Origin of the sequence: Streptomyces parvulus (assembly GCF_014648855.1) — a bacterium.
Taxonomy (GTDB): Bacteria; Actinomycetota; Actinomycetes; order Streptomycetales; family Streptomycetaceae; genus Streptomyces; species Streptomyces parvulus.
This window is the reverse complement of the sequence record NZ_BMRX01000004.1, coordinates 432108-453388: the sequence shown is the minus strand read 5'-3', so window position 1 is coordinate 453388 and position 21281 is coordinate 432108. Positions and strand designations below refer to the sequence as shown.

The 21281-nt window shown below is 74.1% G+C and carries 23 protein-coding genes; 14 read left to right on the top strand and 9 right to left on the bottom strand.

Annotated features, from left to right (window positions below; genetic code table 11):
- Positions 1 to 91: 91 nt before the first annotated feature.
- The 7 genes from IE108_RS09950 (at position 92) to IE108_RS09920 (ending at position 7649) form a co-directional block, all read left to right on the top strand.
- Positions 92 to 1354: an RsbRD N-terminal domain-containing protein gene (locus tag IE108_RS09950; RefSeq protein WP_064731201.1), complete on the top strand. Its 1263-nt coding sequence runs from the start codon at positions 92 to 94 to the stop codon at positions 1352 to 1354.
- A 457-nt stretch (positions 1355 to 1811) separates the two neighbouring features.
- Positions 1812 to 2606, top strand: coding sequence for an ABC transporter ATP-binding protein (locus IE108_RS09945; RefSeq protein ID WP_064731202.1), 795 nt, complete (start codon positions 1812 to 1814; stop codon positions 2604 to 2606).
- A complete protein-coding gene (locus IE108_RS09940) occupies positions 2606 to 3385 on the top strand; it encodes an ABC transporter ATP-binding protein (RefSeq protein WP_064731203.1) in 780 nt (259 codons plus the stop codon). The genes IE108_RS09945 and IE108_RS09940 overlap by 1 nt, the downstream gene beginning before the upstream one ends.
- Entirely contained in the window at positions 3382 to 4281 is a 900-nt protein-coding gene (locus tag IE108_RS09935; RefSeq protein ID WP_064731204.1) for a branched-chain amino acid ABC transporter permease, read from the top strand. The genes IE108_RS09940 and IE108_RS09935 overlap by 4 nt, the downstream gene beginning before the upstream one ends.
- The gene (locus IE108_RS09930; RefSeq protein ID WP_064731205.1) at positions 4274 to 5407 is read left to right on the top strand and encodes a branched-chain amino acid ABC transporter permease; all 1134 of its coding nucleotides are present in this window, start codon (positions 4274 to 4276) and stop codon (positions 5405 to 5407) included. Before IE108_RS09935 ends, IE108_RS09930 begins: the two co-directional genes overlap by 8 nt.
- A complete protein-coding gene (locus IE108_RS09925) occupies positions 5404 to 6684 on the top strand; it encodes an ABC transporter substrate-binding protein (RefSeq protein ID WP_064731206.1) in 1281 nt (426 codons plus the stop codon). The genes IE108_RS09930 and IE108_RS09925 overlap by 4 nt, the downstream gene beginning before the upstream one ends.
- 146 nt (positions 6685 to 6830) lie before the next feature.
- Positions 6831 to 7649: an SAM-dependent methyltransferase gene (locus IE108_RS09920; RefSeq protein WP_064731207.1), complete on the top strand. Its 819-nt coding sequence runs from the start codon at positions 6831 to 6833 to the stop codon at positions 7647 to 7649.
- Between the two features lie 77 nt (positions 7650 to 7726).
- Here the strand turns inward: IE108_RS09920 and IE108_RS09915 are convergent, their stop codons facing one another.
- Positions 7727 to 8647, bottom strand: coding sequence for a helix-turn-helix domain-containing protein (locus tag IE108_RS09915; RefSeq protein ID WP_161341493.1), 921 nt, complete (start codon positions 8645 to 8647; stop codon positions 7727 to 7729).
- A gap of 115 nt (positions 8648 to 8762) precedes the next feature.
- On the bottom strand, positions 8763 to 8990 hold the full coding sequence (locus IE108_RS09910) for a DUF397 domain-containing protein (protein ID WP_064731209.1): 228 nt from the start codon (positions 8988 to 8990) through the stop codon (positions 8763 to 8765).
- 180 nt (positions 8991 to 9170) lie between these two features.
- On the opposite strand from IE108_RS09910, the gene IE108_RS09905 reads away from it, so the two are divergent.
- From IE108_RS09905 to IE108_RS09885, 5 genes are all read left to right on the top strand, one after another.
- Positions 9171 to 9752, top strand: a complete 582-nt coding sequence (locus IE108_RS09905; protein WP_064731210.1) for an ATP-binding protein — start codon at positions 9171 to 9173, stop codon at positions 9750 to 9752.
- Between the two features lie 27 nt (positions 9753 to 9779).
- Entirely contained in the window at positions 9780 to 10331 is a 552-nt protein-coding gene (locus IE108_RS09900) for a hypothetical protein (protein WP_189397605.1), read from the top strand.
- A gap of 245 nt (positions 10332 to 10576) precedes the next feature.
- On the top strand, positions 10577 to 10840 hold the full coding sequence (locus tag IE108_RS09895) for a DUF5133 domain-containing protein (RefSeq protein WP_064731211.1): 264 nt from the start codon (positions 10577 to 10579) through the stop codon (positions 10838 to 10840).
- 157 nt (positions 10841 to 10997) lie between these two features.
- The gene (locus IE108_RS09890; RefSeq protein WP_064731212.1) at positions 10998 to 11489 is read left to right on the top strand and encodes a hypothetical protein; all 492 of its coding nucleotides are present in this window, start codon (positions 10998 to 11000) and stop codon (positions 11487 to 11489) included.
- Positions 11490 to 11597: 108 nt separating this feature from the next.
- Complete coding sequence (locus IE108_RS09885; RefSeq protein WP_064731213.1) at positions 11598 to 11831, top strand: hypothetical protein; 234 nt, start codon at positions 11598 to 11600, stop codon at positions 11829 to 11831.
- Positions 11832 to 11858: 27 nt separating this feature from the next.
- Here the strand turns inward: IE108_RS09885 and tgmB are convergent, their stop codons facing one another.
- The 3 genes from tgmB to IE108_RS09870 form a co-directional block, all read right to left on the bottom strand.
- Entirely contained in the window at positions 11859 to 12845 is a 987-nt protein-coding gene (tgmB, locus tag IE108_RS09880) for an ATP-grasp ribosomal peptide maturase (RefSeq protein ID WP_064731214.1), read from the bottom strand.
- Positions 12846 to 12861: 16 nt separating this feature from the next.
- Positions 12862 to 13053 (bottom strand): putative ATP-grasp-modified RiPP, encoded by a 192-nt coding sequence (tgmA, locus tag IE108_RS09875; RefSeq protein WP_003978169.1) that lies wholly within the window; start codon positions 13051 to 13053, stop codon positions 12862 to 12864.
- Between the two features lie 119 nt (positions 13054 to 13172).
- Entirely contained in the window at positions 13173 to 13496 is a 324-nt protein-coding gene (locus IE108_RS09870; RefSeq protein ID WP_064731215.1) for a YkvA family protein, read from the bottom strand.
- A 207-nt stretch (positions 13497 to 13703) separates the two neighbouring features.
- On the opposite strand from IE108_RS09870, the gene IE108_RS09865 reads away from it, so the two are divergent.
- Entirely contained in the window at positions 13704 to 15170 is a 1467-nt protein-coding gene (locus IE108_RS09865; protein WP_064731216.1) for a hypothetical protein, read from the top strand.
- A gap of 124 nt (positions 15171 to 15294) precedes the next feature.
- On the opposite strand, the gene IE108_RS09860 is transcribed toward IE108_RS09865, so the two are convergent.
- The 4 genes from IE108_RS09860 to IE108_RS09845 form a co-directional block, all read right to left on the bottom strand.
- Positions 15295 to 17424, bottom strand: a complete 2130-nt coding sequence (locus IE108_RS09860; RefSeq protein WP_064731217.1) for a xanthine dehydrogenase family protein molybdopterin-binding subunit — start codon at positions 17422 to 17424, stop codon at positions 15295 to 15297.
- A 25-nt stretch (positions 17425 to 17449) separates the two neighbouring features.
- The gene (locus tag IE108_RS09855) at positions 17450 to 18442 is read right to left on the bottom strand and encodes an FAD binding domain-containing protein (RefSeq protein ID WP_064731218.1); all 993 of its coding nucleotides are present in this window, start codon (positions 18440 to 18442) and stop codon (positions 17450 to 17452) included.
- Positions 18439 to 19002, bottom strand: a complete 564-nt coding sequence (locus IE108_RS09850; protein WP_064731219.1) for a (2Fe-2S)-binding protein — start codon at positions 19000 to 19002, stop codon at positions 18439 to 18441. Before IE108_RS09850 ends, IE108_RS09855 begins: the two co-directional genes overlap by 4 nt.
- An 81-nt stretch (positions 19003 to 19083) precedes the next feature.
- Positions 19084 to 20283 (bottom strand): hypothetical protein, encoded by a 1200-nt coding sequence (locus tag IE108_RS09845; protein ID WP_079163763.1) that lies wholly within the window; start codon positions 20281 to 20283, stop codon positions 19084 to 19086.
- 194 nt (positions 20284 to 20477) lie between these two features.
- Between IE108_RS09845 and IE108_RS09840 the strand changes: the two genes are divergently transcribed.
- Positions 20478 to 21272, top strand: a complete 795-nt coding sequence (locus IE108_RS09840; protein ID WP_064731220.1) for an SDR family NAD(P)-dependent oxidoreductase — start codon at positions 20478 to 20480, stop codon at positions 21270 to 21272.
- Positions 21273 to 21281: the final 9 nt, after the last annotated feature.

Sequence of the window (21281 nt, the reverse complement as noted above, 5' to 3'; positions counted from 1 at the left end):
GGGGCAGGACGAGTCAGGGGGCAGGCCCGGCGCGGGCGGGACGGTCCGTCGCGGGGGCGCCTCCGCAAGCCCTGCCCCGGGGAGGACCGCGATGCAGCACGCCGTACGGTCACGAGCAGCGATCCGCACCGGGCTGACGCCCGTTCCACGCCCGCGGACACCGAGCGTCGCGTCGCTGATGGACGCCGACGCCGTACGGGTCCTGCACCGGGCCGCCCGCGCCCTGCTGGAGGACCTGCCCGACCTCACCGACCGGCTGGTGGCCCTGCTGGAGGAGCAGGAGCCGGCGTACCGGGCGGCCCTCACCAGGGACCCCTCGGCCACCTGGCAGGAGGCCCACCGCTCGCTGCGCCACAGCGTCGCCTCGCTGCTCGACCCGCGCGGCGCCCGCGACGCGGCCCGCCGCTGCTCCTGGCGGATCGGCGCCGCCCGCGCCGAGCAGGGACTCCCGCTGGACGCCCTGCTGCACGCCTTCCGCCTCGGCGGCTCGCTGGTGTGGCAGCGGCTGGTCGAGGAGACGTCCAGGACCGCGCCGGAGGACGTCCGGCTGCTCGTGCACGTGGCCGCCGACGTGTGGAACTTCGTCGACGAGCACTGCACGCTCGTCGCGGACGCCTACCGGCAGACCGAGTGGCAGCTCGGGCGGCGCCGCGAGAACCGGGCCCGGCTGCTGGCGGCCGGACTGCTCGACGGCACCACCCGCATCGCCGACCTGCCGGAGGCCGCCCAGGCGCTGGGCCTGCCCGAACAGGGCCGGTACGTCGTCGTCGCCCTCGCCGGGGGACCGTCCGCCCGCCCGGACGCCGCCCGCGCCGCCGCCGTACCGCCCGGCACCCGCGTCCACTGGCACGCGGGCGCGGACGCCGACTACGGCATCGTCCTGACCGGCGCCGACGACGGGCTCCCCGAACCGCACAGCCCCTTCCCCGGTCTGCGCATCGGCGTCGGCAGCCCGGTCGACGGACTCGCCGCCGTCGGCGACGCCCGCCGCCTCGCCGACACCGCCCTGGAGATCTGCCCGCTCGCGGGCGGCACGGTGCGGCTCGCCGACCGGCTGCCCGCCGCCCTGGTCGTCACCAGCCCCGAGCTGGGCCGGGCCCTCGCGGAACGGGTGCTCGGACCCCTGCTGCGGCTGGAGGCCGCCGACCGCGAGGTGCTCCTCGACACCCTCACCACCTGGCTGGACTGCGACGGCTCCGCCCAGCGGGCCGGCGAACGCCTCTACTGCCACCGCAACACGGTCCTCAACCGCCTCCGCCGCTGCGAACAGCTCACCGGCCGCTCCCTGGCCCGCCCGGCCGACCTCGTCGAGATCAGCCTGGCCCTGACCGCACGCCAGGTGCTCCACGACTGACCGTCCGCGCGGGCCGGGGCGCGTGTCGCCCCCTCGCCCCGTCCGGCCGCCTGTCGTCCCCCTGGCCCCCGGCCGGCCGCCTGTCGTCCCCCTGGCCCCCGGCCGGCCGCCTGTCGTCCCCCTGGCCCCCGGCCGGCCGCCTGTCGTCCCCCTCGCGCCCGGCCGACTGCGTGTCACCCCCTTCGCCCCGGCCCGCGCGCGGCCGCGACCGCCCCGGCCGCGCGACGGCACCGCCACGTCCCGCCCGCGGCGGCCGGGGCACCACGACCCCCGCCGAGAACCCCGGCCCGCCGGGCGCGCCGCACCTCTGGGCATCCGCACAGACTCTCCGCCCCCGGACTGGGACCCCGCAGCGATCCGGCCCCGCCGCCCTGTACGGGCACCCGTGTCCGTGCTGTCGTGAGCTCCCCCCATTCACCCGTCACCGTGCCGATTCGGCCGGTACCAAGGAGCCGCGATGCCCGCAGCACCACCGGACGGCGCGCCCGCGCTGCACGTCGAGAGCCTCGACGTGACGTACGGGCGCGCGCTGTCCGCCCTCCGCTCCGTGTCCCTGACCGTCCCGCACGGCGCCGTCGTCGCGCTGCTCGGTGCCAACGGCGCCGGCAAGACGACGCTGCTGCGGGCGGTCTCGGGCACCCTGCGCCTGCACCGCGGCGCGATCACGGGAGGCCGCGTCCGCTACGGCGACACGGCCCTCGACGGCCGGGACCCGGTCGCCGCCGTACGCGCCGGAGTGGTGCAGGTGCCCGAGGGCAGGCGGGTGTTCGCCGGACTCACCGTCGACGAGAACCTGCGGGCCGGCGGGCTCGGCCTCGGCCGGCGCGCCCCGGCCCAGGTCCGCGAGGGCAGGGACCGCGTCTTCGCGCTCTTCCCCCGGCTCGCCGAACGCCCCCGCCAGGCCGCGGGACTGCTCTCCGGCGGGGAGCAGCAGATGCTCGCCATCGGCCGCGCCCTGATGGCCGCGCCCCGCCTGCTCCTCCTGGACGAACCCTCCCTCGGCCTCGCCCCGATGATGGTGGACCGCATCGCCGGGGTGGTCCGCGAGATCAACGCCCAGGGCACCGCCGTGCTCCTGGTCGAACAGAACGCCGGCATGGCCCTGTCCCTCGCCGAGCACGCCCACGTCCTGGAGGTCGGCGAGGTCAGGCTGTCCGGTCCCGCCGCGGAACTCGCCCGGACCGACGCCGTACGCCGCCTCTACCTCGGCGAGACCGCCGACGGCCGGACCGACGGACAGGGGGCCGCGTGATGGCCCCCGCCGCGCTCGAAGTCCGGGGCGTCACCGTGCGCTTCGCCGGCCTCGTCGCCCTCGACGACGTGTCCTTCACCGTCACCCCCGGCTCCGTGCACGCCGTGATCGGCCCCAACGGCGCCGGCAAGTCCACCTGCTTCAACGTCCTCTCGGGGCTCTACCGCCCCGCCGCCGGCACCGTACGGCTCGGCGACGCCGAGCTGACCCGGCTCGCCCCGCACCGGATCGCCGCGCTCGGCGTGGCCCGTACCTTCCAGAACATCGTCACCACCCAGGGCACCGTCGCCGACAACCTGATGCTCGGCCGCCACGCCCTGTCCCGCGCCGGGTTCGCCGCCAGCGCCCTGCGGCTGCCGCGTGCCGTGCGCGAGCAGCGCGCCCACCTCGCCCGCGCCCGCGAGATCGCCGGACTCGTCGGCCTCGCACCCCACTTCGACTCACCCGTCGCCCTGCTCTCCTACGGCGACCGCAAGCGCGTCGAACTCGCCCGCGCCCTCTGTCTGGAGCCCCGTGTCCTGCTGCTCGACGAACCCGTGGCCGGCATGAACGCCGCCGAACGCGCCCGCATGACCGAGGTCGTCCGCGAGGTGCGCGCCGAACTCGGCCTCTCCGTCGTCCTGGTGGAGCACGACATGGGCCTGGTGATGCGGCTCGCCGACGAGGTCACCGTCCTCGACTTCGGCCGGGCCATCGCCCACGGCACCCCCGACGAGGTCCGCCGCGACCCCGAGGTGCTGCGGGCCTACCTCGGCACCACCACGGAGGACGCGGCATGAGCGCCTTCCTCGACAACCTCCTCAACGGCCTCGCCCTGGGCTCCGTCTACGCCCTGATCGCGCTCGGCTTCGTCACCATCTTCAAGGCCTCCGGCGTACTGAACTTCGCCCACGGCTCCCTGCTGCTCCTCGGCGGCTACCTCGTCGCCGTCCTCCACGACGACCTGGGCTTCGCCGGTGCGCTGGCCGTCGCCGTCCTCGTGACCGCGGCCGTGGCGGGAGCGCTGGACCGGCTGCTGCTCCAGCCGGTCGGCGGGGGAGACCCGCACGCCGCGCACGTCCAGACCATCGTCACCATCGGCATCGACATCGTCCTCGTCACCGACCTGGCCCGGCGCATCGGCGGCGACCTGCTCCCGCTCGGCGACCCCTGGGGCGACGCCGTGACCGACCTCGGCCCGGTGACCGTGGCCGACAGCCGCGTCGCCGCGATCCTGGTCTCCGGCCTCGCCATCGGCGGCGCCTTCGCCCTCTTCCGGTTCACCTCGTGGGGACTGTCGCTGCGCGCCGCTGCCGAGGACTCGGAGGCCGCCGCCCTGATGGGCGTACGGCTGACCCGGGTGCGCACCGCCGCCTGGTGCCTGGCCGGCGGACTCGCCGCCCTCGCCGCCGTCTTCCTGGTCGCCTTCCCCGCGCCCGGCCTGGAGCGCACCACCGGCCAGATCGCCCTGAAGGCCTTCCCGGCCGCCATCCTCGGCGGCATGGCCTCGCCGGTCGGCGCCCTGGTCGGCAGCATGCTCATCGGACTCACCGAGGCGTTCGTCGCCGGCTACCAGAGCGACCTGCACGTCCTCGGCGAGGGCTTCGGCGACGTGGCGCCGTACGCCGTGATGGTGCTGGTCCTGCTGGTGCGTCCGGCCGGTCTCTTCGCGGCGAAGGGAGCGGCCCGTGTCTGACCGCCTCTCCCGCCTCCTCGGACGCGGCGGCCTCCTCCTGCCCCTGCTCCTCCTGTGCGCCCTGCCCTTCTACCTGGACGCCTTCTGGCTGCGCATCGGCCTGTTCTCCATGGCCGCCGCGATCGGCGCCATCGGGCTCGGCCTACTCAGCGGCAGCGCCGGACAGCTCTCCCTCGGCCACGCCTTCTTCCTCGCGGTCGGCGCGTACGGCTACGTGTGGCTGGCCGGCGAACCCGGCCCCGGTCTGCCGCCCTCCCTCGCCGCGCTGCTCGCCGTACTCCTGGCCGGGGCCGCCGGCGGCCTGTTCAGTCCCGTCGCAGGCCGGGTCAAGGGCATCTACCTGGGCGTGGCCACCCTCGCCCTGGTCTTCCTCGGCCACCACGTGCTGCTCACCGCGGACTCCGTCACCGGCGGCTTCAACGGACGCTCGGTCCCGCCGCTGGAACTCGGCGGCTTCACCTTCGCCGAGAGCGACCCCGAACTGACGCTCCTGGGCGTGCCGTTCGGCGCCGAGGAACGGCTCTGGTACCTGGGCCTCGTCCTGTTCTCCGTCACCTGGTTCACCGCCCGCGGGCTGCTGCGCGGACGTCCGGGCCGCGCCCTGGTCGCCCTGCGCGACAGCGAGACGGCGGCGTCCGTGATGGGCGTGCACGTCGCGCGCTACCGCTCGGCGGCCTTCGTGGTCTCCTCCATGTACGCGGGTCTCGCCGGCGTCCTGCTCGCGCTCTCCTTCCGCCGCGTCGTGCCCGACTACTTCTCCCTCGCCCTCTCCGTCGACTACCTCGCCATGATCGTCATCGGCGGACTCGGCTCGGTCGCCGGCGCCACCGCGGGTGCCGTCTTCGTCACCGCGCTGCCCCTGCTGATGACGCGCTACGCCGACCAGTTGCCGCTGGTGGCGACCCCGGGCTCCGGCGGCGGATCCATCGGCCCCACCGAGGCGTCCCGCTACCTCTACGGCGCCGCCATCGTCGTGATCCTCCTCTACGCCCCCGACGGCCTGCACGGACTGGCCCGCCGCACCCGCGCCCGCCTGCGCCGCAGGCCACCCGCCGCCGGCCCGCCCCCGCCCTCCTCCCCGACCACCACCGCCCACCCCGCACGAGCCAAGGAGCACACCCCGTGAACGTCACGCACCCCAGGCCCCGCACCGCCCGGACCGCCGCCCTGGCGGCGACACTGGCCGCCGTGCTGCTCGCGGGCACCGCATGCAGCTCCAAGGCGGACGGCGGAAGCACCGACGACGCCGCCGACGGCGTCAAGGCCGGCCCCGGCGTCAGCGAGAAGACCATCAAGCTGGGGGCGCTCACCGACCTCACCGGCCCCTACGCCACCCTCGGCAAGAGCATCGTGCAGGCGCAGCAGATGTGGGCCGACGAGACGAACGCCGCGGGCGGCATCTGCGGCAGACAGGTCGAGATCGTCGTCAAGGACCACGGCTACGACGTGCAGAAGGCCGTCACCGCCTACGCCGACATCGCGCCGGACGTCGTCGCCCTGCCCCAGGTCATCGGCTCACCGGTGGTCGCGGCCCTGCTGGACGACATCGAGCGGGACCACATGCTGACCTTCCCGCAGGCCTGGGCCGCCTCCCTGCTCGGCCGGGACTCCGTCCAGGTCCTCGGCACCACCTACGACCTCGACATGATCGCCGCCGTCGACTTCCTGACCCGCACCAAGAAGCTCGCCAAGGGCGACACGATCGGCCACGTGTACTTCGAGGGCGACTACGGCGCCAACGCCCTGGAGGGCTCCGAGTGGGCCGCCGAGGAGGCGGGGATGAAGGTGGTCGGGCAGAAGATCAAGGCCACCGACACCGATCTGTCGGCCCAGGTCTCCGCGTTGAGCAAGGCCGGCGTGAAGGCCGTCCTCATCAGCGCGGGTCCCGCGCAGACCGCCTCGCTGGCCGGCGTGGCCGCCGCCCGCGGCCTGAAGGTGCCGATCGTCAGCAGCGCCCCCGGCTACGCACCGCAGTTGATGAAGACGCCCGCGGCCGCGGCGCTCGCGGGCATGGTCCACGTCGTCAGCGCCGCACCGGCGGTCAGCTCCGACCTGCCCGGTGTGAAGAAGATGGTCGCCGACTACGGGAAGAAGTACCCCGGGGAACTGGTCGACTCCGGCGTGCTCTCCGGCTACAACGCCGCCAAGCTGATGGGCGCCGACCTGAAGAAGGCCTGCGAGGCCGGCAGCCTCGCCCGCGCCGACGTGGTGAAGGCGCACCGTTCGCAGAAGAACGCCGACACCGGCCTCGGCACCCCGCAGGACTTCACCCTGGTGACCGCGCCCGCCAGCCGGTCCACCTACGTCCTGAAGCCCGACGCGAAGGCCATCGGCGGCGTGGTCGGCGTGGAAGAGGCCCACAAGGCACCCGGCGCCGACGCCTACCTGGCCGGCCGCGGCTGACGGGACGAGTGGCCGTCAACTGTCCGTAGCCGCAAGGACTTTGACGGCCACTTGATCCGCCCCCTGGTTTCGCCGTCCACCCGGTCTCTAGGATGTACTCTCAGTCATGCCAGTCCAGTTGGCGCCCGTACGGAGCTGGGGGAACGATGCAGGCCGACAAGCAGTTGTCCACGGAGATCGACTCCAACGTACCCACCGCCGCCCGGATGTACGACTTCTACCTGGGCGGCAAGGACAACTACGCGGCCGACCGGGCCGCGGTCGGTGAACTCGACAAGGTCGTGCCCAGCACGCGCCGCCTCGCCCTCAACAACCGGCGCTTCCTCCAGCGGGTGGTGAGGACCCTCGCGCAGGACTACGGCATCCGCCAGTTCCTCGACCACGGATCCGGCCTTCCCACGCAGGACAACGTGCACCAGGTCGCCCAGCGCGTCGCCCCGGACTCCCGCGTCGTCTACGTGGACAACGACCCGATGGTGCTCGTCCACGGCCGGGCCCTGCTCGACCAGAACGACCAGACCGCCGTCATCCACGCCGACATGCGGTCGACCGAGGAGATCTTCTCCCACCCGGAGACCCGGCGCCTGATCGACTTCTCCCAGCCGGTCGCCGTGCTGTTCAACTCGGTCTTCCACTGCATCCCGGACAGCGACACAGACGGCCCCCAGGCGGTCATCAGGCGGGTCACCGAGCGGCTCGTCCCCGGCAGCTACGCGGTGATGTGCCAGCTGGTCAGCGAGGACGCCGAGGTACGCAAGTTCGTCACGGACTTCATGAACCAGGCGACCCAGGGACACTGGGGCCGGGTCCGCGAACCCAAGGACGTCGAGGCGTACTTCGAGGGCATGGAGATCCTGGAGCCCGGCCTGGTCGAGGTCTCCACCTGGCGTCCGGACACCGAGGTGGCGCCCCGCCAGCTCACCGAGGAGTGGATCGAGTTCGGCGGTCTGGGCCGCCTGCGCTGACCCGGCGTGAACGCACCACGTGGAGGGCCCCGCGCATCAGGCGCGGGGCCCTCCACATGGCTCTCGGTAGCGTCCCGCTACTCGTCCCCGTAACGCTCCGCCATCGTGCGGTCCAGCCGGTCCAGGGTCTCGCGCGGGGTCAGCGCCTCGTCGGCGAGCCGGTCGAGGGCGACCCGGTACTCCTCGGTCTCGTCCCGGTCCTCGAGGAAGTTGGCGCTCCTGATGTGCTCCAGGTAGACCACGTCGGGCAGATCGGCGCCGCCGAAGCGGAGATACGTGACCGGTATGGCGGGCGCCGACGCGTTGGTCACGTCCAGCGGCACGACCTGGAGCGTCACGCGGGGCCGCCTCGCCATGGCGACGAGGTGCGCGAGCTGCTCGCGCATGACCTCCCGGCTGCCCAGCACCCGCAGCAGCACCGACTCGTCGATGATCGCCCACAACTGCGGCGCGTCCTCGCGGTCCAGCAGTTCCGTGCGGCGCTTGCGCAGCTCGACACGGCGTCCGACCTCGGCGGCCGGCGCGTTGGGCAGCCCGCGCTCGACCACGGCCTGCGTGTAGGCCGGGGTCTGGAGCAGTCCGGGGACGTACTGGATCTCGAAGGTGCGGATGGTGGAGGCGGCCTCCTGGAGACCGACGAGGCGGTCGAACCACTCGGGCATCAGCCGCTTGTCGTACCGCTGCCACCAGCCCGGTTCACCGGCCCGCTGCAACAGCTTGAGCAGGACCGACGCCTCGTACGGATCGGTGCCGTACTTCTCGAGCAGGGCGCGCACGTCGGTCTCCGTCGGAGGCCTGCGGCCCTTGCCGGACTCGATGCGCGAGAGCTTCGCGGGGCTGAATCCGAGGGCGCGTGCGGCCTGGTCCTGGGAGAGGCCGGCGTCCTCGCGGAATCCCGCCAGCTGCACGCCGACGAGCATCTTCAGCAGGGTCGGAGCCGGCTCGGCCCGGTCCAGGTAGGGTTCGAGACGGGAGATGCGATGCGACGCGGCGGACATCCTGGCTCCCAGCAGACCGGCAGACTTGAGGGAAAGACTATCTCATCCCACCCCTGCCGGGCGCATCCACCCGTGAGAATCGGGTAGTTGGCCTCCGCTTCCCGTCCCCGCCGCCTCAGAGCAGGTGGTCGAACTCGCCCTCCTTCGCCCCCGCGAGGAAGGCGGCCAGCTCGGCGGAGGTGTAGACGAGGGCGGGGCCGTCCGGATAGCGGGAGTTGCGCATCGCGATGCCCCCGTCCACGAGGGCGACTTCGACGCAGTTGCCCTCCGCGTTGCTGTGCCGGCTCTTCTTCCAGCGGGCGTCCAGCAGACTGGCCTGCACTCCGTTGCGCACTGATGGCACCGCGGTCTCCTTGCCGTTTCGGGGGAGCGGACCGAGTGATTCCGGTCTCGTCCGCTCCCATCCGATTTTTTTCGCGCAATTTCTCGTGCAATTGCACGCGATCGCTCTCAGCGTGGATAATAGCCGTGGCGTCAACCCCTCGGTGGACGCCTGATTCTGATGTCGCATCAGGGAGATGCTGTGCCGTCACCTGCGCATCCAAGGCTCCGGTCGCCCGGCGAACCCCTGTCGGAGACCGCTGCCGCGAGTCGGCCCGGAGTGCTTCCGCGTTCGCTGCGGGGAGCCGTCGGCCGCGCCGAGTGGCCGCTCACCGCTCCGTACGTCAAGTGCCCCGTCCCCGGCGGCGATCTGCCCGCCTCCGCGGTGCTGCGCGTGGCGTGCAGCGGGGAGGGGTTCGCCCGGGCCCGGGTCTTCGCCCGGGACACCTTGCGCGGGTGGTCCCTCGACCACCGGGCTGATGACGCGGTCCTGGTCATCACGGAACTGGTCTCCAACGCCGTGGCCCATGCGGTGCATTCGGCGCCGGCGGGCCCACCCGAGGTCCGGCTGGGACTCTCCCTGGACCCCGGCCACCTGACGCTGGCCGTGTCAGACCCCGGGGACGACGCCCCCGTGTTCCACCCCTGCGACGACACCGAGCTCCGGGAGCACGGACGCGGCCTGTACATCGTCGACGCCCTCGCGCAGGAGTGGGGCTGGACCCCGAGACCTCCGGCGGGCAAGACGGTCTGGGCCAAGTTGTCGACCCGCCCCCTCACCTGACCCGACTGCCGCGGAAGGGCCCCCACCATGCGCAGCGCTCCGACACCCGAGCCGAGCATCCAGCGCACCGACCGACAGCCGCAGACGCCCGGCTCGCACCACCGCGCCCCCGCCCTCCTCGCCGGACTCGACGGCGTGCCCTGGGGCGAGATCAAGGACTCCAGCGGCTCGGCGGCGGCCATTCCCCGGCTGCTGCGCAAGGTCGCCTGGGGCGACGCCGAAGCCGCCCGGGCCGCCCTCGGGGATCTGCGGAAACGCATCTGCCAGTACGGCTTCGTCGTGGACCAGGCGACCGCGGCGACCGTCCCCTTCCTCTGGGAGCTGGCACAGCGTCCCCAGGTGAGCTGCCGGGCGCAGATCATCCAGTTGCTCAAGAACATCGCCGACGCCCGGCAGTGGGAGACCACCGCCACCGCCTACCCCAAGCTGCTCAACCACCGCGAGAACCCGGTGGCGTGGGAGCGCGCCGCACGGCAGGCGGTCCGTGCCCGGCGGGACGAGCTGGAGGGGCTGCTCGCCGAGGACGACAGCGAGATCACGCGCGCCACCACCGAACTCGCCCGCACACTCGGAGACTGAGACCCGCGCCCTCCACGGGGGAGAAGGCGCGGGTCTCCCCTCCGATCGGGTCCGATCGGACCCGATCGGCACCGCCGGGCACCCAGTGAACGTTCCGACCGATTTCAACCAACTAGTGGTTGATTCGGGGTGAAGGCCGGACAGCGAGCGGCAGAATCTCGTCAATTGCGAGCAGGAGTACCCGTGATGTGATTGTTCCGGTCGGGTGCGGGCATGCGCAGTGAAAATCGAGAGAGGGGCGCTTCGTGCTCGAACCCGACCCGAAGGTCGTCAGGGAGTTGCTCACGCGGTACGCGACGCTGCGGATCGCTCAGGCGGAGAGGGAGAACCCGGCGACGGCGCGGGATCTCGCGGACGTCAGCTACACGCTCTGCGTGATGATGGCGACGACCAGCGTCCACGACGCGGTGGCGAAGGCGGACCTGCTGTTGCTCGCCAAGGGCCGGCCGGTACCGGAGGTCCCCTCGGCCGACTCCGGCGAGGAGCGCGGCCTGTCGCTGGCCGTCTGACCCGACGCACCCGGGGCCCGCGCCACGGACCGTGGTGCGGGCCCCGGCGGGAATCCGTTGGAAGCTGTCGTTCCTGCCTCTGTGGGACCGGTCCCGCGCTTTCTAGCGTGGGTGTGCACCCCCGCACCGACCGATCCTGCCTCCGGAGCCCCGAGCGATGACCAAGATCCTGCTGTCCCTCCACGTCCTGGCCGCCATCGTCGCCGTCGGGCCCGTGACCGTGGCGGCCAGCATGTTCCCCGCCGCCGTCCGGAAGGCGCCGGTGTCCGTGCCCGCCGGAGCGGGGGCGGGCGAGCAGGCCGGCCCCGGCGACGTCCGCACCGTCGGGCTGCTGCACCGCATCTGCCGGGTCTACGCCGGTCTCGGCATCGCCGTGCCCGTCCTCGGCCTGGCCACCGCGGCCGCGATGGGCGTACTCGGCGACGCCTGGCTCGTCACGTCCCTCATCCTCACCGCGGTCGCCGCCGGCCTGCTGGTCGCCTTCGTGCTCCCGCGCCAGGAGGAACTGCTGGCGGAACTGGCCGACCGGCGGCCCGTGGAGCGCGCCCGCACCGCTCGGCTGGCCATGCTCACCGGCCTGTTCAACCTGCTGTGGGCCACCGTGACCGTCCTCATGGTCGTCCGGCCCGGATCCACCACCGGCGCCTGAGCCCTCGTCACCTTCCGGGCGGAATGCGCACTCCCGGGTGGCGGGGCGCCTAGAATGCTCAGTCGCGCCCCCGTGCGGGGGCGGACGACACGAAAGGTGCGTTGACGGGTGTTCCAGGATTCCCCCATCTACGACCGACTCGTCGCCGAACGCGGTGACGTCCCCGAGCAGGTGCGGCGGGACGCCGAGCGCGTGAGCAGGGAGCTGGAGGTGGTCATGCGGCCGCTGCACACCCCCGGCCACCTGCCCGGCACCGGCCACCTGCCCGTTCCCGGGCGGCAGCCGTCCCCGGGCGCCGGCTGGCAGCGCACCGCCCTGCTGCCGGGCCCACGGCCCCACTGACATACCGCACCACCGAGGCGCGGGCCCTCACCCCGCCGCGGCCGTACCCGGCCCGCCCGCGTCCGCCTCGTCCTCCGCGCCCGGACGCGCCAGCCACTCGGCGATCGTCCGGGCGATCGGCTGCCCCGTCTCCACCTCGACGAAGCCGAACTGCCCCGACTGGTTGCACTCCAGGAACCACCAGGTGCCGTCGCCGTCCTCGGCGAAGTCCAGGGCGCCATAGGCGAGCCCCGCGCCGTCGAGATAGGCGCGGACCGTCTCCGCCACCCGCGGCGGCACCTCCACCGGGCGCCAGGGCTCGTCGGACTCCGCGAACCGGACGTCCACCACGCTGGTGTCCGGCTCCGCGAGCGCGCTCTTGCGCGCCGCCAGCAACTCGCCCCCCACGGCGGTCAGCCGGATGTCCGCCCGCTTGGCGACCCGGCGCTGCAGCAGCGTCGGCCCGTGCGCCACGGCGGAGAAGTCCGTCTCCGGCGGAACCCGGCTGGTCGGCACCGCCAGGGGCGGATCCTGGGGGTGCGCGCCCGAGACGGGCTTGACCACCAGGTCCGGATACCGCTCGGCGAACTCGCGCGCCGCCCGCGGGAACGTCGTGATCAGCGTGGCCGGCACGGGAAGCCCGCACCGCTGCGCCAGCCGCAGCTGCCACGGCTTGTAGCGGGCCCGGTGCGCCGCGTCGGGCTGGTTCATCCAGCGGGCGCCGCTGCCCCGGAGCATGCCGTACAGCGCCTGCCCCGCCTCCTCCGTCAGCCACGCGGACGGCTCCGCGGCCCGGGTGGCCGCGCCGCCCGGCCTGCGCACCCAGACGGACCGCAGCCCGCCGATGCTCACCAGGCGTCCTCCCGCGGACAGATGGCCCCGGAAGGAGCCGTGCGTGAACTCGCCGGAGAGCGCGACGGAATCGGTCAGATCCGCCGGATCCAGGCGTACCACCGGTACTCCCGACGCGTTCAGGTGCACCACCACCATGTCCGCGGTGACGTCCTCTTCACTGGTCAGGATCAACACGGTCATTCTCGGCGGTCCGTGTTCAGTCGTCGAAGTGCGTCTTCGACCCCGCGGTGGAGGTCGTGGTCCCCAGTTCTCTCAGCAGTGCGTGGTCACAGGCGGCCACCCGCCCGTCCAGCAGCACGTTCAACTGCAGCCCGGAGTCGTAGACGTACGGAGTGGTGGCTTCCAACTCCACTGCGGGCCGTGCGTAGTTGAGCGCGAACGGTTGCATCGTCTCTCCCTAGTCGGTGCTGTGCCGATCAGTTGACGACCCCATCGCGCCGTCTCCTGGTCCGCCGACTTCCTTCGGCTTCCAGAGACTTATACGAATCGAACGGGTGATTGGTTTCCTTACGCTGCGTAATCACCGGGCGAGCCGGTGCCCTCGTGCGGGGCGATTCCGGCCCGCCGGCCGCCGAGTGAGCCGCGCATGGAACGCAGGGCGAGGAGCAGGACTCCGATGTCGTCCAGGTAGACCGGATCGGGCACCAGGTCCGCCGGGAGCACCAGATAGAGGACGGCGCCCCAGAAGACCCAGCGCGGACCCGTGGGCAGCCCGGCCCGCTTGAGATCACGTCGCGTGCGCACCAGGCGCACCAGGACGGCCACCGCCGCCGCGAGGACCAGCGCCGCGAGCAGCGCCGCCACCAGAATCACCACTGTGGTCGTGTCCACGGGTCCCCTCCTCCGGGCGCGCGGCGCGCGCCCACTGAACCGGATGCCCGTTCCGGGCGGCGGCAAGACCGGAGTGTGACGTCTCTCATCCCTGTGGCCCACCCGGAGTGGCAGCGTCCGCCCGGCGTGCCTAGAAATGGGCAGCACACAGCGCGTGTCGCACGTCGGGGACGCAGGGCGGCCGCACCCCCACCACCCGGAGGGACCATGACCACCGGCTCTTCATCACCCCGTTCGCCCGAATACGCCATATCCGCCCTCGACCTGCCCACCGGGGAGACGACGACGGGCACGGGCACGGCGCGGCTGTCCGGCGCGGCTCCCGGAGGCCGGAACGCCTCCGTGCGGGACCCGGACGTCCGGGACGCGGACATCTGGGAAACCGGCTTCGACGAACCGCGGGCGCACGACGCGGACCGCCCCGACCTCCCCGGCCCCGGCCTCTTCGACGACGACCTGCTGGACGAGGACCTGCTCGACCTCGACCCCCACGACGCTCGCCCCCACGACCCGGACCGCCACGAGCCCGGAGCCCGCGAGACCGGCCGCCACCAGCGCGCCGCCGCAGACGCGGAGGAGCGCGCCTACGGGGACCCCGTCGGCGACCTGGTGCGCGCCGCCGTGGCCGACCGCCCGCTGGACGAGGTCGTCGACCTGATCACCACGCTGGAGCGGTCCCCGCAGTACGCGCAGGCCACGGTCGACGCGCTCCGTGCCGTCGGCGTCAACCGCTCCGTCGAGGACGTCACCCGGCTGGTCGGCCTGCTGACCCGGCCGCCGCGCCAACCGGACAGTGCCGACGAGGCCATCCGGGCCGCCGCCGAGTGCCGCTCCGTCGAGGACGTCACCCGGCTCATGGCACTGCTGCACCGCACGCCCCTGGAGCCGCACTGCGGGCGGGAGGCCGTACGGGCCGCCGCCACCGGACGGCCCGTCGAGGAACTCGTCGAACTGATCGGCAGGCTCGCCGAGGACGGACACGAACGCCCGGAGCGCCCCGACGCTCGTCAGCTGCGGGCGGAGCAGGACGCGCCCGACGAGGACGACGGCCACGACGCCCGCGGCCGCGGGCCCGCCGGCCGCCCCGCACGACGGACCGGCGTCTTCGCCGCGGCGGACCGCCGCGGCCGGGAACGCGGCAAGGCGGCGCGCCCGGCCCGCCGGGAGCGCGACCGCGAGGACGCGGGCCGCGGCCGCGGAAGCGCGGGGCGCGACCGTCTGCGGGAGCGCGCCGTCCGCCGGACCGCCCGCGGTCCTGCCTGGCCCGCCTGGCTCACCGTCGCCGTCCTGGCCGGCTGCGGCGTCGCCTTCTTCCCCTTCCACCGCGCCGGCGCCTCCGCCGGCGTCTACGGCGTCGCCCTCGGCCTGTCGGCGCTCTGCCTGGTGCTGGCCCTGCTGCTGACCGTGCGGCCCGCCGTGCCGCTGCTCGCGGCGGGGGTCGTGGTCCCGGCGGCGCTGGCCGCGGCCAAGCTCTACGGCAGCGCGACACCCTCCTCCCCGGTCTCCCGGGTCGTCGACCTGACGCCGGTGCCCCTGTGGGCCGCGGTCGCGGTCGCGGTGGCGGCGTCGCTCGTCGCCCTGATGGCACTGTGCGTCCGGGTGGCCGCGCGGGACGCCGTCCGCCGACGGCGTCCGGCCCGCCGCGTGACTGCCACGGCGGGCGCCGGCGACTGAGTCCGGCCCGTTCGATCACCACGTGGTCCGCGCAGGAGCAACCGCCCTGCGCGGACCGCGTGTTGGGCTCACACGGGGAGCGCGTCAGGCCGAAAGCCGCCTCGCGAGCCCGGCGTTCCTCCGCTCAGACCCCCAGCATCCCCGCCGGGTGCCCGTGTTCCAGGAGGCCGGTGAGGACCCGGTCCGGGGTGAGGGGGAGTTCGCGGAAGCGGATGCCGGTGGCGTGGTGGACGGCGTTGCCCACGGCCGCCGCCGTGCCCACGATGCCGATCTCGCCGATCCCCTTGCTGCCCATCGGGTTGAGGTGGTCGTCCGCCTCCTCGACCCAGTACGCCTCCGGCGCCACGACGTCCGCGTGCGCGGGCACGTGGTACGACGCGAGGTCGGACTGGGTGAAGTCGCCGAACGCCGGGTCCATCGTGCTGTCCTCGGTCAGCGCCATCCCCAGGCCCATCGTCATGCCCCCGATGAACTGGGAGCGCGCCGTGCGGGCGTTGAGGATGCGCCCCGCGGCGAAGACGCCCAGCAGCCGCGTCACCCGCACCTCGCCGGAGACCGTGTCGACGGCGACCTCGGCGAAGTGCGCGCCGAACGCGTGCCGCGCGTAGGGGCTCTCGGCGTCGGCCTTGCCCGAGGTGTCGGCCTCGGCCACCAGGCCCTCCTCCGGCAGCGGCTCCGAGCGCCCGGCCAGCATGCCGGACAGCCGGGCACACGCCTCGTGCACGGCCGACCCCCAGGAGGCGGTGCCCGAGGAACCGCCGGCCACCGAGCCGAAGCCGATGTCGCTGTCGGCGATCTCCACCCGGACCGCGTCCAGCGGGGCGCCGAGGGCGTCGGCCGCGATCTGCGCGAGCACGGTCCGGGCACCCGTACCGATGTCGGTGGCGTTGACCCGGACCAGGAAGTCTCCCCCGGGCAGTGCACGCGCCGACGCCACGCCCGGCCCCACCAGGACCGGATAGGTGGCCGAGGCGACGCCGGTGCCGATCAGCAGGGGGCCCTCCTCGCCAGAACGCGGACGCGGGTCACGCCGCTCCCAGCCGAAGCGGCGGGCCCCGTCGCGCAGGCACTCCACCAGGCTCCGGCTGCTGAAGGGCTTCCCGCTCTCCGGCTCGGTCTCCGGCTCGTTCCGGATCCGCAGCTCCACCGGGTCGACGCCGACCTCGACGGCCAGCTCGTCCATGGCCGACTCGAGGGCGTACATGCCGGGGCACTCGCCGGGTGCGCGCATCCACGAGGGCGTGGGTACGTCCAGCGCCGCCACGCGGTGGAGCGTGCGCATCGTGGGAGCGGCGTACATGACGCGTGCGGGCACCGCCGCCTGTTCGACGAACTCCTTGACCCGCGAGGTGTACGTGGTCACCTCGTGCGTCAAGGAGGTGAGCCGGCCGTCCGCGTCCGCCCCGAGCCGCAGCCGGTGCAGCGTGGGCGCACGGTGTCCGACGACCGCCGGCAGGTAGCGGCGGGGCAGCGCGAGGGTCACCGGACGTCCCGTCTCGCGGGCCGCCATCGCGGCGAGCACCACCTCGGGCCGGGGCGTGCCCTTCGAGCCGAAACCGCCGCCCACGTGCTCCGAGCGCACCGTGATGCGGTCCTCCGGCAGGCCGAAGAGACGGGCGAGTTCGGCGCGCACGGCCGAGGTGCCCTGACTGGAGGAGTACACCGTCAGCCGGTCGCCCTCCCAGCGCGCCGTGCCGGCGTGCGGCTCCATGGGGTGGTTGTGCAGCGGCGGCACCGTGTACCCGACGTCGAGCCGGGCCGCCGAGGAGGCGAAGGCGCCGTCCGGGTCGCCCTTCTCGGTGACGGCCGGGAACCCGCCGTTGGCCGAATCGGGCACGTACGCCTCCGGGTGCGAGGCGGTGAGCGTGACGTCGGCACCCTCCGTCTCGTACGTGACGCGGACGGCGCCGGCTCCCGCGCGGGCCGCCTCCAGCGTCTCGGCCACCACCAGGGCCACGAACCAGCCCCGGTGCGGCACCCGTGGGTTCTGGAGCACGGCCAGCACGGGATCGTCGGGGTCGCCCAGGCGGGGCGCGTTCTCGTGGGTGAGCACCGCGAGTACGCCGGGCAGCGCGAGCGCCGCCGCGGCGTCGACGGCGATCACCCGGCCCCGGGCGACCGTGGCCGGCACGGGCCAGGCGTGGGCGCGGTCCGCGGAGTCGTACTCGGCGGCGTACCGCGCGGTGCCGGTGACCTTCTCCCGTCCCTCCCTGCGCTCGGCGGGCGCGCCCAGGACGGTCTCGGTGGCGGTCATGGAGTCCTCCTCAAGAACGCCGGGTTCAGGTCGTGGCGGGCGGGGCGAGCCGGCTCAGCACGTCGAGGGCGATCCGGCGGGCCAGCGGCACCTTGAAGGCGTTGTCCCGCAGCGGCTCGGCGGCGGCCAGCTCCAGGTCCAGGGCGTGCTCGAAGGCCGCCGTCGTCGGGGCGGCGCCGATCAGGGCGTCCTCCGCCCGCCGGGCGCGCCAGGGCCGGTGGGCCAGCGCCCCGAAGGCGATGCCGGCCCGCTCCACCACCCCGTCCCCGACGTCCAGGACGACGGCGACGGAGGCCAGCGCGAAGGCGTACGACGCCCGGTCGCGGGCCTTGCGGTACGCCGACGGGAGGCCTGCCGTTGCGGCGGGGAGCAGGACGCCGGTGATCAGCTCGCCGGGCAGGATCTCCGTGTCCCGCTCCGGGTGCATGCCCGGCAGCCGGTGGAAGTCGGCGGCGGGCACGCTCCGGGAGCCGTCGGGACCGGTCAGCTCCACGCGCGCGTCCAGGGCGGCCAGCGCCACGGCCATGTCCGAGGGGTTGGTCGCGATGCACTGGTCGGAGTGGCCGAGCACCGCGTGGTCCCGGTGCACCCCCTCCAGCGCGCCGCAGCCGCTGCCCGGCTCCCGCTTGTTGCAGGGCTTGGACCGGTCCTGGAAGTACGGGCAGCGGGTGCGCTGGAGCAGGTTGCCGCCGGTGGTGGCCGCGTTGCGCAGCTGCCCCGAGGCACCCGCCAGCAGCGCCTGCGACAGCGCGGGGTAGCGGTCGCGGACGACGGGGTGGGCGGCGAGGTCGCTGTTGCGGACCGTCGCGCCGACCTGCAGCGAGCCGTCGGGCAGCTCCTCCACCGCGTCCAGCGGCAGCCGCGTCACGTCGACGAGCGCGGCCGGCGCCTCCACGCCCAGCTTCATCAGGTCGACGAGGTTGGTGCCGCCGCCGAGGTAGCGGGCACCGGGGTGCGCCGCGAAGGCGTCGGTGGCCTCCTCGACGCTGCCGGCACGCACGTAGGCGAAGGGCTTCACGGGATCACGTCCTCGACCGCGTCGACGATGCGGGGGTACGCCCCGCAGCGGCACAGGTTGCCGCTCATCCGCTCCCGGATCTCCTCCCGGCCCAGCGCGACGGGCTCCCCGGAGGGTGCCGCGGGGTCGGTGACGTGGGACGGATGCCCGGCCGCGGCCTCGGCGAGCACCCCGGCCGCGGAGCAGATCTGGCCGGGCGTGCAGTACCCGCACTGGAAGGCGTCGCGGTCCAGGAAGGCCTGCTGCAACGGGTGCAGGTCCTCGCCGTCCCCCGCGAGACCCTCGACGGTGGTGATCTCGCTGCCGTCCAGGGCGACCGCGAGGAGCAGGCAGCCGTTCATGCGCCGCCCGTCCACCAGGACCGTGCAGGCGCCGCACTGGCCGTGGTCGCAGCCCTTCTTGGCGCCGGTCAGCCCCAGATCCTCGCGCAGCAGGTCCAGCAGGACCCGGCGGTGGTCGACCATGAGGGTGTGCGGCTTCCCGTTGACCCGGAGCGTGGTCTGCGACCGTTCGGGCTCCGGGGTGCGGGAGTCGGGGGCTCTGTCGTGCCGGCTGTCCATGGCGGGTGACCTTCCGGGACGGGCCTAGTGATGTGGCCGTCCGCGTATCCACCTGGCGCCGGATGACACGTGAGGGTGCCCTCAGTCGGCGGCGCCGCCCGGCGGCCGGACCGCTTCCGGGCTCTCCGCCGGTGGGTCCTGCCGTGTCTCCGCCGCCGGGTCCTGCCGTGCCTCCGCCCGCGGCGGGCGGGCGGCGACCCTGAACCGCTCCAGGGTGCGGGTCAGCCCCCGCAGCGGGGAGGCCGGTGAGGTCTCGGCGGACGGCGCCGGTACGGCCGGCGCCGCCCCGGCGGACTCGCGGTAGCCGGCCAGGGCCTCCGCGGCGCGCTCGGCCGCCTCCCGGTACAGGTCCCTGGACTGCGTCATGGCCTCCAGCGCCTCGGCGTACATGGCCACCAGCCGGCGCTCGCGCTCCAGCTCCTCCTGGAGGGTCAGCAGCCGCCACTCCTCCCGCAGCGAGGCGAGATCCGCCACCGCGTCCTGCGGCAGCGGCCGCTCCAGGGCGTCGAAGGACGTCACCGCGGCGATCAGCCCGGTGGGCTCGGAGCCGTCCAGGAACACCGTGCGTACGGAGAACGCGTCGGCGTCGTAGCCGGCCGGGGCCGGGGTGCCGGGCAGCACCACCGCGCCGCCGCGCGGCACCTGGACGCCGAAGTCCTCCAGCGCCCAGTTCACGACCCGCAGCTGCTGCGGCGCGGCGCGGTGCTCGACCACGCGGTGCCGCAGACCGGGCGGCAGCCGCCGGGCCAGCGGGACCCGGCCGCGGTGGTCGGTGGTCATCGCCTCGTGCACGACGACGTGGATGTTCCAGGGGCTGCGCCCGGCCTCCTTGAGCAGCCGGCGTACGGCCTTGTCGTCGTCGGGCAGCGTGTTGATGCCCCGCAGCCGCAGACCCGTGGCGGCGTCCCGGTCCCAGGTGACGTCCGGGTCGTCCGGCCAGAACATCGTGGCGGGGGAGGGCCACCCCGGGTCCCAGGCCTCCTCCGCCTCGGCCAGCAGCGTCCACTCCTGCCCGCCCGCGGAGGCGGGCTCCAGGATCAGTCGGGCCCGCACGGTCACCGACTCGGGGACCCGCCAGCGCGCCTCGAAGACGCGGCGGCCGGGGAGCCCGTCGGCCGGTGCCTCGTCGGGAGGCTCCAGGAAGTCGTCGAGGACGCGGTCCTTCTTCAGCCGCTCCAGCGTGTGCCGGACGGTGTCCTCGGCCGCGGCGCCGACGTGGCGGCCGCGGGACGCCCACAGCGTGGGCGGCGTCGTGGGGCGGGCGCTGGGAGAGGGTGGCATGGGTCCATCGGGCAGCAGGGACAGGGACGTAGGCAAGTATCGGCTCCGCAGGTCGGCGGGTGGTATCCGGGGGTCCGCCGACCGGGCGGGCCGCGGCGTGGTGCGGGGTGCGGCCGGCGGGACGCGGGTGGGTCGTGGGCGAGGGTGGGCAGGAGTAACCCGACCGACCGTACGGCACGAGAAGGAGCGACCCCATGAACCTCGACCTCGGCGGACGAACCGCACTGGTGACCGGATCCTCGCAGGGCATCGGCGCGGCGATCGCCGCGGGCCTGGCCCGGGCGGGCGCCACCGTGGGCGTCAACGGGCGCGACGCCGGCCGCCTGGAGGAGGCCGTCGCGAAACTGCGCGCCGAGGTGCCGGGCGGCGATTTCGTGCCGGTCGCGGCCGACCTCGGTACCGAGGAGGGGGCCGCGCGGGCCCTGGAGGCGCTGCCCGACGTCGACATCCTGGTCAACAACCTCGGTGTGTTCGGCGCCGTGCCCGCGCTGGACATCAGCGACGACGAGTGGCGGCGCTACTTCGAGATCAACGTCCTCGCCGGCGTCAGGCTGACGCGCGCCCACCTCCCCCGGATGAGGGACCGGGGGTGGGGCCGGGTGCTGTACATCGCGAGCGACTCGGCCGTGGTCATCCCCGCGGAGATGATCCACTACGGCGTGTCGAAGACGGCCCTGCTCGCGGTCGGCCGCGGCTTCGCCAAGGAGGCCGCGGGCAGCGGCACCACGGTGAACTGCGTCATCGCCGGACCCACCCACACCGAGGGCGTGGAGGACTTCGTTTACCAGCTGGTCGACCGGGACCTGCCCTGGGACGAGGCGCAGCGCGTCTTCATGCGCGAGCACCGCCCGCAGTCCCTTCTCCAGCGGCTGATCGAGCCGGAGGAGATCGCCAACCTCGTGGTGTACCTCAGCTCGCCCCTCGCCTCCGCCACGACGGGAGCCGCCGTCCGCGTGGACGGCGGCTACGTCGACTCGATCCTGCCCTAGGGACGCCCG